Annotated in this window: 10 protein-coding genes; 8 read left to right on the top strand and 2 right to left on the bottom strand. The window is 58.2% G+C overall.

The genetic code is table 11. From position 1 onward, the window contains the following. Positions 1-68: 68 nt before the first annotated feature. Positions 69-2,339 (bottom strand): CRISPR-associated helicase Cas3', encoded by a 2,271-nt coding sequence (gene cas3, locus DC3_RS09535; RefSeq protein ID WP_146884127.1) that lies wholly within the window; start codon positions 2,337-2,339, stop codon positions 69-71. 147 nt (positions 2,340-2,486) lie between these two features. After that, on the bottom strand, positions 2,487-3,452 hold the full coding sequence (locus tag DC3_RS09530; RefSeq protein ID WP_146884126.1) for a helix-turn-helix transcriptional regulator: 966 nt from the start codon (positions 3,450-3,452) through the stop codon (positions 2,487-2,489). A gap of 311 nt (positions 3,453-3,763) precedes the next feature. On the opposite strand from DC3_RS09530, the gene DC3_RS09525 reads away from it, so the two are divergent. From DC3_RS09525 to DC3_RS09490, 8 genes are all read left to right on the top strand, one after another. After that, on the top strand, positions 3,764-4,777 hold the full coding sequence (locus DC3_RS09525; RefSeq protein WP_146884125.1) for a LacI family DNA-binding transcriptional regulator: 1,014 nt from the start codon (positions 3,764-3,766) through the stop codon (positions 4,775-4,777). Positions 4,778-4,852: 75 nt separating this feature from the next. Continuing rightward, positions 4,853-5,812: an ABC transporter permease gene (locus DC3_RS09520; protein ID WP_146884124.1), complete on the top strand. Its 960-nt coding sequence runs from the start codon at positions 4,853-4,855 to the stop codon at positions 5,810-5,812. A 9-nt stretch (positions 5,813-5,821) separates the two neighbouring features. Beyond that, positions 5,822-6,706 (top strand): carbohydrate ABC transporter permease, encoded by an 885-nt coding sequence (locus tag DC3_RS09515; RefSeq protein WP_146884123.1) that lies wholly within the window; start codon positions 5,822-5,824, stop codon positions 6,704-6,706. A 147-nt stretch (positions 6,707-6,853) separates the two neighbouring features. Further along, positions 6,854-8,383, top strand: coding sequence for a type 2 periplasmic-binding domain-containing protein (locus tag DC3_RS09510; protein WP_146884122.1), 1,530 nt, complete (start codon positions 6,854-6,856; stop codon positions 8,381-8,383). Between the two features lie 117 nt (positions 8,384-8,500). Further along, positions 8,501-9,301, top strand: a complete 801-nt coding sequence (gene iolB / locus DC3_RS09505) for a 5-deoxy-glucuronate isomerase (protein ID WP_146884121.1) — start codon at positions 8,501-8,503, stop codon at positions 9,299-9,301. A 109-nt stretch (positions 9,302-9,410) separates the two neighbouring features. Beyond that, on the top strand, positions 9,411-10,196 hold the full coding sequence (gene kduD / locus DC3_RS09500) for a 2-dehydro-3-deoxy-D-gluconate 5-dehydrogenase KduD (RefSeq protein WP_146884120.1): 786 nt from the start codon (positions 9,411-9,413) through the stop codon (positions 10,194-10,196). A 7-nt stretch (positions 10,197-10,203) separates the two neighbouring features. Continuing rightward, on the top strand, positions 10,204-10,836 hold the full coding sequence (locus DC3_RS09495) for a bifunctional 4-hydroxy-2-oxoglutarate aldolase/2-dehydro-3-deoxy-phosphogluconate aldolase (protein WP_146884119.1): 633 nt from the start codon (positions 10,204-10,206) through the stop codon (positions 10,834-10,836). Continuing rightward, a complete protein-coding gene (locus tag DC3_RS09490) occupies positions 10,833-11,774 on the top strand; it encodes a sugar kinase (RefSeq protein WP_146884118.1) in 942 nt (313 codons plus the stop codon). The genes DC3_RS09495 and DC3_RS09490 overlap by 4 nt, the downstream gene beginning before the upstream one ends. Positions 11,775-11,908: the final 134 nt, after the last annotated feature.

Here is an 11,908-nt window from a genome sequence, read left to right as displayed (position 1 = left end):
CATTAAGAGGGTCAAAACAGGGCTTTGAAGTGGGGTCTGGGAGCCATCCCAGACCTTCAATTTTGTGTTTAATTCACAAACAGGCTCAAGTCATCTTCGGCCACCAGTCCTTTCTGAAAGTCGTAAATGCCCCTCCACTCATAAAGCTGCATTTCGATGGTTTTGCTGCTGCCATCCCTGTTTGTGACGGTCCGGGTGATCTGCCTGAGGTGCCTTTGCAGCTTCGGGACCTGATTCACGTAAATGCTGACCGTGTACTGCTGCAGTTCGCGCCAGAGGTCCTTGCCTGGGTGTTCTGCGTGTTCCAGGGTTTTCAGCAGTTCCTGGGGTCGTTTGAGTTCCACGGTGTGCTTTCTGGCATGCATGCGGGTGATGACCACAGACACCATGTCTGAATCGATCATCCTGAACATCTGCTTCACTGCCGGGTAGTCGTACTGCTGGCGGTAATCCTGGATGGTTTTGCCGTGCTCGTCTTTTTTCTGCTCGACGTTCCGGTGCACCTGGGTGAAATAAGCCTGAAAAATCTGCGGGTCGTCCAGATCGATGCTGCGTTTCAGGAGTTTCTCGGTTTCCTGCACCCGGATGAAGTACTCATCTCTGGGGTAGTTGGGGACCTCGGGTCGGAAGATGACCACCTGCCCCAGATCTGCCATCTTGCCTTCCCGGTTGCAGCGCCCAGCGGCCTGCACCAGGGCATCGAGCGGTCCAAGGGCCCGGTAGACCACCGGGAAATCCACATCCACCCCGCATTCGATCAGCTGTGTGGAAATCACCCTGCAGGGAAGTCCTTTCTGCAGCTGCCTGCGGATGCGTTTCAAAAGCATTTTGCGGTGTTTTGGAAAAAGCCAGGTGGAGAGTTGAATGGCCTGAGGGTCCTGCAGGGCATCGAAAAGTTCTCTGGACTGGGGTCTGGTGTTCAGAATGCACAGGACCTGAGGATGCTCTTTCAGTTCTTCGGCAATGTCTTCCCAGCTTTTTGGGGTTTCGGTGTCCAGATGGTACTTCACCCGTTTTAAGGCCTCGAAGTATTTTGCTGCGTCTGGAAGCAGGTCCCTGGCCTGCTGCAATTCGGTGAAGTTCAGACCACTTGCTGCATCAAAAGCAGGCTGGGTGGCTGTGCAGAAAACCACGGTGACCTGATAGCAGGACACCAGTTCACTCAGGGTGTCCATGATGGGTTTCAGCAGTTTTGCAGGGAGGGTTTGCACTTCGTCCAGCACCAGCACCGATCCAGCGATGTTGTGCAGTTTGCGAAGCTGGCTGGTGCGGTTTGCAAACAGGCTCTCAAAAAGCTGCACGGTGGTGGTCACGACCACAGGGGCATTCCAGTTTTCACTGGTGAGCTTGATCCAGCTGCGGGTGTCCAGAGCATCTATGTTTTTGGGGTCCAGGGCACTGTGGTGCTCCAGCACGTTTTCTTCATTGCCCTGATTCAGGAGGTCTTTGAAGACCTGTGCAGTCTGGTCAATGATGCTGGTGAAGGGAATCGCATAAATCACCCTTGAGAGGTCATGGTGCAGGGCGTGCTGCAGGGCGAAAGCCAGTGAAGTGCGGGTTTTTCCTGCTCCAGTGGGCATGGAGAGCCTGAAGAACCCTGTGGGCAGTTTCGCCTGAGCGATCACCTTCTGGTACATCTCCTGCCTGAGCACATTGACGCTGGAATTGGGCTGGAACTGTTGCTGCTGTTCTTCCAGGCGTGCATTCAGCACCTCCAGGCTGGCCTGTGGATGGGTCCTCAGGCTGGATTTCTGGGGGCTGCAGTGGGCCTCGGTGTCCATGAAGTCGGCATCCACCAGTGCACTCAGCAGCATGCGGGTGAAAAACTCATTGCTGAGCTGGCGTTTGAAGGGGGCAGGCAGGACTTGCCTGGGAAGCTGGTTGATCTCTGGAAGTTCGTGAATGGCGTTTTTGAAAGCTTCTGTGAACCCCTCTCTGTCTCTGCTGCATTCCTGAATGCGTCCTTCGAGATGGCTGAGGGTGTGCAAACCTGCGTGGTGGGCAGCGATCACCTGAGACATCACATTGAAACCTTGATCCGTTGCTTTGTAGTTGTGTCTGGTCACAAAGGCACCCAGACTGGAATGGTCCACTTTGCCTTCAGGGTTGGTGGTTCTCTGGCCTGTGCGAGGGTCGTAATTGAGCCTTAAAGTCTGAAATTCCAGCTTGTATTTCCCCAGGTCATGCAAAAGCCCAATGATGCGGGCGTAATCCTGCACATGTGGCACCCGGTAATGCCTGACGTGTTGCAAGGTGCGGTCTGTGACGGTCCTCAGGTGCTCTCTCAGCAAATGGGGTGGAGTGGTGTTGGTTGGAGTGTGTGCCCAGAACTCTGCCATGTTGATCCTTTCTGACGCGGTATCACAGAGGACCTGAATTGATCCAGATCCGATCCATTCCTGAGGTCTGTGAACGCCTGAGAAGGGCTTTGGACTGTGAACTGTGAACTGACACTTGCCCTGCCCAGAGGTTAAAACACCCTTGCGTCAAACAGGGTCGTTCGTTAAGCGGGCCACCTCTCTGGCCTCATTCAGCCAGCGTTCTCTCAGGTTGGCAGGGGAGAGGACCTCCACCCGGCTTCCCCAGCTTTGCACCCAGGAGATGAGTTCCAGTGGGAAGCGGTCGGTGTCCGTACCGACCTGCAAGGAGACTTCGAGGCCGCCATCGGGCAATTCCTGTTCGATGTGAAGAGAGGGGTAGCCCCCTTCCCGGATGCGGTAGGCTGCTTCCGGTTTGAACCTCAGGTGGATGGTGGTGAGGCCCCCTCCACTCAGGCCCACCACCCCCCAGGCGTGGTTCAGCACCTTGCTGGGGTCAAAATCCGGGGGGATGGTGTAGTTCTCCTGCAGCAGTCGGGTGTGTTGCATTCTGGAAAGTTTGAAGGTGCGGAAACTGTCCTTGTCCGGGTCGCGTCCCATCGCATAGATGTCCAGATTCACCCGACTGACCTCCAGAAACCACACTTCCAGTTTGCGTTCTTCGGGTTTCTTGTTGGGTGCACAGTACTGGAAGGACAGCACCCTGCGTTCTTTCCAGGCCCTTGATACGTCTTCGAGCAGCCCTTCAGAAAAACGGGGGTCCTGCAGGGGAGGGGTGCTGTTCAGGTACTGTGCCCGGATGTTCTCGGGAAGCAGGGCAGAAACCTTTTCCATGGCCGTCAGGTAGGAGCGTTTCGAATTCGGGGCGTGGTGGTACAGCAGTCTGGCGGCTGCGTAAACTGCCAGTGCCTCCACTGCACTGAGGGAGGAGGGCAACGAGGGGATGAAGTACCGGTCTCCTGGCAGGTCCTCGATGCCCTCTCCATCGTCTTTCAGGACCTCGATGTCCCGCTGAATCGAGCGCACACTTCTGTTGAAGCGTTCTGCGAGTTCCTGGCAGGTGCGGGGTTTCAGGCGGAGGAGTTCCAGAATTTTCTGCAGCCTTTTGGCTCTGGGGAGTGCGGAATGGCCCATGTTCTGACTGTACAGCCCTGAAACGACAAGTTGTGTCGCAGAGGGGTCCTGAGCAGGGATCAGCCCTTTTCAAGAAGACACAACCCCTGCAAGGGTTAACGGTTACCCATCCATAAAAATCGGTCAAAAAAGAACCATTCAGGCTTTGGGTTAACGGTTACCCTCTCTTGACGAACCAGAGATCCGGTGCTACATTGGGTTAACGATTAACCAGAATCCAGATCCACCCGAAATGATCCAGCAGATCAGACTGGGTTTACGGTTCCCCTGATCCAGCCGATCAGGTCGTGCCGTTTGCCAAAGGAGCTCAAGTGGAGCAAGCATCTGTCACCATTGCCGACGTCGCACGCCTTGCCGGGGTGTCCAAAGTCACGGTGTCAAAGACCCTCAACAACTCGGGGCGCATCTCCCAGGAAACCCGTGAACGGGTCCTGAAAGCCGCAAAAGACCTCGGGTACACCGTGAATTACGCCGCCCGCAGCCTGCGTGGTGGCCGCACCAACCTGCTCGGCATGGTGGTCCCTGAACTCATTAGTCCGTATTTCACCGATGTGGCCCGTGCAGCGGCAGAAGCAGCAAGCCGGGTGGGGCTTGATGTGGGGGTCTTCACCACCAGCAGGGACCAGAAACGCGAACAGGAACGCATCGGCATGCTGCAAAGTGGCCTCGCAGATGGGCTTTTGATCGTGGTCCCCAGCGACTCCGCCAGTTTTCTGGTCTCGCTGGAAAAAAGCAAGATTCCGGTGGTGCTCATCAACCACTTCGGGGCAAAAACCCACCTGCCCACCGTGTGCGCAGACAATTACCACGGGGCCAGGGCTGCCGTCGAGCACCTGCTGTCCCTCGGTCATGAGCGGATCGGATTTGTGACCGGAGCAAAAGAATCCACACAGGCCCAGGAGCGCCTGCGCGCCTTCAAAGACACCCTCGGGGCCAGGGGCCTGCTCGATCCCACCCTGATTGCAGAGGGCAACTTCACCCAGCGCAGAGGTTTCGAGGCGGGACAGGACCTCCTGAACCATGCTTTACCCCCCACCGCCATCTTTGCGGCCAGTGACGCCACCGCATTCGGGGTGATCGATGCCATCAAAGACCGAGGGCTGCGCATTCCAGACGACATTTCCGTGGTCGGATTCGACGATGTGCTGGCCGCAAGCCAGATCCATCCCACCCTCACCACCGTCTCTCACCCCATTGAAGACATGAACAGCACCGCAGTGCGCCTGATCTGCGAGATGCTTGACGGTGAATCCCACAAAGACACCCTGATTGAATTCCCCAGCAGCCTGGTGGTCCGCGAGTCCACCGGACCCCGCAAAGCCTGAATTGAACCCCCATCTGCATGTGCTTTCTGGGCCTCCCAGCAAAGCAGGGACAACTGCGCCCACAGGAGAGAGACGATGAAACCTGACCTGACTGCCGAACCCCCCCAGGACACCCCACTGCCCAGGCCGAAAACCAGCACCCTCAAACGCCTCATGCGGCACCAGGCCCTGTATGTGCTGCTGATTCCAGGCTTGCTGTACTTCGTGGTTTTCCGCTACTGGCCCCTGTGGAATGCCCAGATTGCTTTCAAGGACTTCAACCCGACCCTCGGGGTGGAGGGCAGTCCCTGGGCAGGTTTCAAGTACTTCATTCAGTTTTTCGAATCGTTTTACTTCAGCCAGCTCATGACCAACACCCTGATCATTTCGGTGGCCAAACTGGTGCTCGGCATTCCTCCTGCCATCATCCTGGCGATTGCCATTCACGAAGCCAGGCTGAAATGGCTGGCCAGAGGGGCACAGACGGTCAGTTACCTCCCACACTTCCTGTCCTGGGTGATCGTGTTCGGGGTGCTGCTGGCCCTGCTGTCTCCCAGTGAAGGTCTGGTCAATCAGGCCATCGGCGCCCTTGGTGGAGACACCATTCCCTTCCTCACTTCACCGGAGTTCTTCCGCAGCGTGATTGTGCTTTCCGACATCTGGAAGGAAACCGGATGGGGGGCCATCCTCTACCTCGCAGCGCTCCTTTCCATCAACCCCACCCTCTACGAGGCCGCTGAAGTGGACGGAGCCACCCGCTGGCAGCGCATCTGGCACATCTCCATTCCCGGCATGCTGGACGTGATCATCCTGGTGACCCTGCTTCGCCTCGGGCACATTCTGGACGCCGGATTTGGACAGATCTTCGTGCTGTACTCCCTGCCTGTCTACTCGGTGGCAGATGTGATTGACACCTGGGTCTACCGCCAGGGCATCCAGAACTTCCAGTTCTCTCTGGCCACAGCGGTGGGCCTGTTCAAAGGCCTGATCGGACTCGCCCTCATTCTCACCGCCAACCGCATGGCCCAGCGATTCAGCGGGCGCGGACTGTACTGAGGTAAGCCCATGGAAGACACCCTGACCTCCCGCAAACCCCGCACCCGCGACGACCTGCTCTTTGACGGCCTGATCAACGGCATCCTGCTGTTCGTGCTGATTGTCACCCTGATTCCCCTGGTTTACGTGGTGATGGTGTCCGTCACCCCGATGGGCGAAAAAAGCAGCCTGTTTCTGCCTCCCACCCAGTGGTCCTTCAGCGCCTACATTGAACTCCTCAAGCAACCCGCCATGCTCAGGGCCGGGCTCAACAGCGTGATCATCACGGTGGGCGGGGTGCTCGTCAGCATGATCGTCACCGTCCTGACCGCCTACCCCCTTTCCAGACGGGACCTCCCCGGACGCAAGATCATCTCTGGCCTGATCCTCTTCACCTTCCTCTTTAACGCAGGCCTCATTCCGCTTTACCTGGTGATCCGCGACCTGGGCCTGATCAACTCCTACTGGGCCTTGCTGCTGAACGGTGCAGTCAGCGTGTACAACCTCTTCGTGATGAAAAACTTCTTCGAGAACCTGCCAGACTCCCTGGAAGAAGCCGCACGGATCGACGGGGCCTCAGAGCTGCAGATTTTGTGGCACATCGTGATGCCCCTCTCCAAACCCATCCTGCTCACCATTGGACTGTTTTACGCCGTCACCAGCTGGAACAACTTCTTTGATCCCATCCTGTTCTTCTCGGACCGCGAAATGATGCCCCTGCCCGTGATCCTGCGCGACATCCTCACCGGGCTCAACAGCGCTGATTACGCCGAAAGCACCTCGAACACCACCTCCCACCCCGAGGCGCTCAAGATGGCTGCAGTGGTCCTGACCACCCTCCCGATGCTGCTGATCTACCCCTGGATTCAGAAGTATTTCACCAGGGGAACGCTGACCGGGGGGGTGAAGGAATAAAGGCCGAGGGCCCAGAGCCAAAAGCAGAAGGCAGAAGGCCAGATTAGGGGCGTGCCACAGGTCGCCCTGTGAAAAACCCCCAGAATCCCCAAAAACCCACCCAGAGCAGCTGCTGCCCCTGCAGACAGCCTGATAAGGAGACGTGTCATGAAAAGAACTTTAGGACTGATTTCGCTGGCCCTCGTTGCTTCAAGTGCCTTCGCCCAGAACAGGAACGCCATCGAGGTGATGCTGGTGGCGGCGAATCCCGAAGCGCCAGCACCCACCGCAAGCTGGGACACCTACAAGATGGTCAAGGACCGGCTGGGCATCGACCTTTCCTTTTCCATGTTGCCTCCAGGGGTGGATGGGGACAACAAACTGGGTTCTCTGGCTGCCGCCAACGACCTGCCCGACCTGTTCGAGATTCGCAACCGCAGCCTCTTTTTCAAACTGCAGGAGCAGGGTCAGCTGGCCCCTGTGGAATCGATCCTCTCCCTGATGCCCAAACGCACCAGGGCGCGTTACAGCGACAAGAAACGCAGTGTGCTGGTCACCGTGAATGGCAAGGTGATGGGCCTGCAGGACCCCGTGAACCTCAGCCGCCAGTACGGCATCCTGATCCGGCAGGACTGGCTGGACAAACTGGGGCTCAAAGCCCCCACCACCCTGGATGAGTTCCTGGAGGTGGCAAAAGCCTTCACCGAACGTGACCCGGACGGCAACGGCAAGAAGGACACCTACGGTTTTGGTGGTGTGATTGATTTTGACACCGCAGGCATCCTGCCCGGTCTGGGCCTTGGCAACCACTTCCAGTGGGTTTATGGGGCCTACGGGGTGGCAGGCACCTGGAATTACAAAGCCGGGAACAAATTTGCGGCCAACGTGAAAGACCCCAACTACCGCAAAGCAACCGAATTCATCCGCAAGATGGTGGAAGCGAAAGTGATGGACCCCGACTGGGCCACCATGAAACGCTCCGACCTCAGGACCCGCTGGCAGCAGGGCAAATACGGCATGTTCTTCGAAAGTGTCGGGGGCCTGCTCGCTGGATACCGCAACTTCGACGCCAACAACCCCAAGGCCGAAGTGCGCTACATCCTCGCCCCCAAAGGTCCGGGAGGCAAGAACGCCACAGGCACTTTCGCCAGTGCAGGATGGCTCTTTGCAGTCTCCAGAAAAGCCCTGGACCAGGGAAAAGGCCCGGCCATCGCCAAGTTCCTGGAATGGGCCAACTCCGGTGAGGGTTACAACCAGCTGGCCTGGGGCAAGAAAGGTGTGCACTATAACCTGGTGAAAGGCGTCCCCACCGTCACCACCAACAACCCCAGCGAACGCGGACAGTACACCCAGATGCGCTGGCTTGCCATGAACGGCAACACCACCGAACTGAAAGGCCGTTACGGTCCCATCACCTCCGCAGATGGCAGAACTTACAACCTGTATTCCGATTTCCTGACTGTGGCAAGGAAATCCCCCTGGATTGACCGCACCGGAGACCTTGCGGTCCCGTCTGCACCCAACCAGGCTGACATTGAGCGTTACGTTTCCGAGAGCATGGTGCAGTTCGTGCTGGGCCAGCGCCCCCTCAATGACGCCAACTGGACCAGCTTCCTGAATGGCCTGCGGGGTGTGGGATTTGACCAGTACGAACAAAACGCCCGCAGTGTGCTGCAGAAGACGGGATTTATCAAGTAGGGGTGGGCCGATGGCTCACCCCTTGCAAGAAAATTCAGTCGACACCTGTGGTCAAGACATGCCTCGCCCAGGGCCAGAAACCCAGAGACCCTGAACGCCCCACCTGAAAGGAATCCAATGACCCAGTATTTCCACACCATCGAGAAAAAAGAAGGCTTCCATCCGCTGGAAGATCAGGCCTGTGAGCTGCTGAGGTTTGCCAAACTCACCCTGAACCCTGGTGAGAGTTACAGCGGGGAAACCGCAGACCGTGAAATCCTGCTGGTGATGCTGTCAGGCAAAGCAGACGTGCAGGTGGGAGACCACACTTTTTCAGGCATTGGGGGAAGGCCCAATGTTTTTGCTGGAAATCCCCACAGCGTGTACCTGCCCAGGCACAGCCCCTACACCATCACTGCCCTGAGTCGCATAGAAGTTGCCCTTCCATCTGCACCCAGTGATCTGGACACCGACCCTTACGAGATCCGTCCTGATCAGGTGAACACCGGAACCTGGGGCACCCTGAATTACAAAAGAAACTTCCGGGAAATCCTCGTGAAGCCCGATGGCCGCCCGGCCAGCAAGCTGATGGTGGGAGAGACCATCACCCCCTCTGGCAACTGGAGCACCTACCCGCCCCACAAGCACGAAGAGGAAAACGGCCCGGAGAAATTCCATGAGGAGATGTACTACTTCCGGGTGTCTTCTCCTGAAGGCTGGGGTTTGACGCGCCACTACAGCCCGGAACGGGGGTACGACCAGACGTATCAGGTGCGGGATGACACCCTGCTCTCCATCCCTCATGGCTACCACACCTACACTTCCGCACCCGGCTACCAGAGTTACTACCTGTGGTTCCTGGCTGGAGATGGCCGGGTGCAAGGGGTGAAACTCGATCCCGAGGTCGGCTGGGTGCAGAAAACCGTGGGGATGGTATGAAGCGGTTAGCGATCACCCATCAGCCGTCAGCAAACCCACGGCAAGGCCTGAGCAATGGCTTTTCGCCCTCGGCTCTCGGCCCTCGGCCCTCGGCCAAAAGAGGTACCCCATGACCCACGTGCAGACCCAATTTAAAAACCCTTTCTCGCTGGAAGGCAAAACAGCCCTCGTTACCGGAGGCACGGTGGGCATCGGTCAGGGCATCGCTGTTGCACTTGCGCAGGCAGGAGCCAATGTCGCCATCACGGCCTTCGGCAACACCGATGGGGAAACGGCAAGACAGGTCAAAGAAGCTGGACAGGATTTCGCTTCCATCTCCTGTGACCTCTCAAAACTCGATCTGTCGGGCATGCAGGACCTGGTGCGTGATGTGGAGCGGGACCTCGGGAAAGTCGACATCCTGGTGAACAACGCTGGAATCATTCGCCGTGAGGACGCCGAGAAGTTCGGGGAGGATGACTGGAACGAGGTGATTGAGATCAACCTGAATGCCACCTGGCGCATGACCCGCGCAGCAGGGGCAGGCATGCTGCAGAGGGGTTACGGGAAGATCATCAGCATTGCTTCTTTGCTGTCCTTTCAGGGGGGCATTCGGGTTCCGTCTTACACCGCCTCCAAGCATGCGGTGGCCGGGATCACCAAGGCCCTGGCCAACGAGTGGGGCTCAAAAGGCATCAATGTGAACGCCATTGCCCCCGGGTACATTGCGACCAACAACACCGCTGCCCTCAGGGCAGATCCGGAGCGCTCGAAGGCGATTCTGGACCGGATTCCTGCGGGCAGGTGGGGGAGTCCTGCGGATCTGGGTGGAGCGGCGGTGTTTCTGGCCTCGAGTGCTGCAGATTACGTGAACGGTCATGTGCTGGTGGTGGATGGTGGCTGGCTCAGTCGCTGATCACCCCATGTCCATTTCACTCCTGCTGCAACAGGCCGGGGTGGTGGGGGTGCTCAGGGCCTCTTCTGCAGACAGGGCAGTTCATGCGACCCTAGCAGCTGCAAAAGGGGGCCTGAAAGCCATCGAGGTCACCTTCACCACACCAGATGCTGCTTCTGCCCTGCAGCAACTTCGTGAGCAGGTGCCCCAGGGGTTCCTGCTGGGGGCAGGCACGGTGATGGACGCAGAGCAGGCGTTGCAGGCCACCTCCGCTGGAGCCCGGTTTCTGGTGAGCCCTCACCTGGGAACCGATGTGCTGGAGGTGGCCCTGGAGCATGGGGTGCCTTATGTTCCGGGGGTCATCACTCCGACCGAAATCCAGCGGGCCATGCGCCTGGGGGTGGAGGTGGTGAAACTCTTTCCCATCGGATCAAGTGGAGGTCTCGGTTACCTCAAAGACCTGCTCGGGCCTTTTCCTGACCTGAAGTGCATGGTCACGGGTGGGGTGGGACCAGAAGATGTCGTGCAATACCGCACTGTGGGGGCTCTGGCGGTGGGACTGGGCTCCAACCTGTTCCCGAAAGTTGCTGTGGAAACCGGAGATGCTGCAGCGGTCACAGCCGCCACCCGTCAAGCCCTGCAGGCAGCAGGTCTGGCATGAAAGCCCTGGACCTGATCGGCATTGGGGAGTGCATGGTGGAGTGTCACGCAGACCAGCCTCTGGGAACCACCCCCACTCTGAAGCGCAGTTTTGGGGGAGATGTGCTGAACACCCTGGTCACGGCAAGCCGTCTGGGCCTCAGAACCGGTTTTGTCAGCAGGGTGGGGGATGACCCTTTCGGCCCAGGGCTCATTGCCTCCTGGGAAGAAGAAGGCATCGATACCACACATGCCCCCCTGGTTCCCGGTGAGAACGGCATTTACTTCATCAGTTTGCTGGAAGGTGGAGAACGGGAATTCACCTACCGCCGCGCAGGGAGCGCTGCCTCCAAGCTCCAGTCTGAGCATCTCGACCCTTCTTATCTGGCCTCCGCACGCATGCTGCTGGTGTCTGGAATCACCCAGGCCATCAGTGAAAGTGCCCGAAAGACCGTGCTGGAAGCAGTGAAAATGGCAAGGTCTTTCGGGGTGCAGGTGGTTTATGACCCCAATTTTCGCCCCAGGCTCTGGGAAAGCCAGGGAGGATTAGAGGCAGCAAGGACCGCTTTCGAGGAGGTGCTGCCGATGGTGGACCTCCTGCTTCCCAGTTTTCCGGCAGACCTCACCTTTCTGGAACCATCCGTCCAGAATCAGCATCAGGCCCTTGACGTCCTTTCTGCCCTGCATCCTTTCGTGGTGCTGAAAAGCGGTGAGGACGGGGCTTTCTACCACCATGCAGGAGCAGAAGGGCACATCCCCGCACTTCCCGTGGACCAGGTCATGGACACCACAGGAGCCGGGGACTGCTGGAACGGGGCTTTTCTGACCCGTTTTCTGCAAAGCACCCCTCTTCCAGAAGCCATTCAATTCGCCCATCGGGTGGCAGCCAGGAAGCTCGCTTTCAGAGGAGCCATTCCCCCGAAAGACCTGTTTGGTGCCTTTCATCTGGAGGTGCAGTGATGGGTTTTTCTTTGGGCTTTCCCTCTGGACGGGGCAGTAAGACGGCCCGCCTTTTGCCTTCTGTCCTCGGCTCTCGGGTCTGTCTTGGCCCCACCACGCGCTCACGTGGCGGCACGTTTCGCGCTGGGCCGCCG

The organism is Deinococcus cellulosilyticus NBRC 106333 = KACC 11606, assembly GCF_007990775.1.
GTDB lineage: Bacteria > Deinococcota > Deinococci > Deinococcales > Deinococcaceae > Deinococcus_C > Deinococcus_C cellulosilyticus.
The sequence above is the reverse complement of the archived record's forward strand: the minus strand, read 5'-3'. Positions and strand labels throughout refer to the sequence as shown.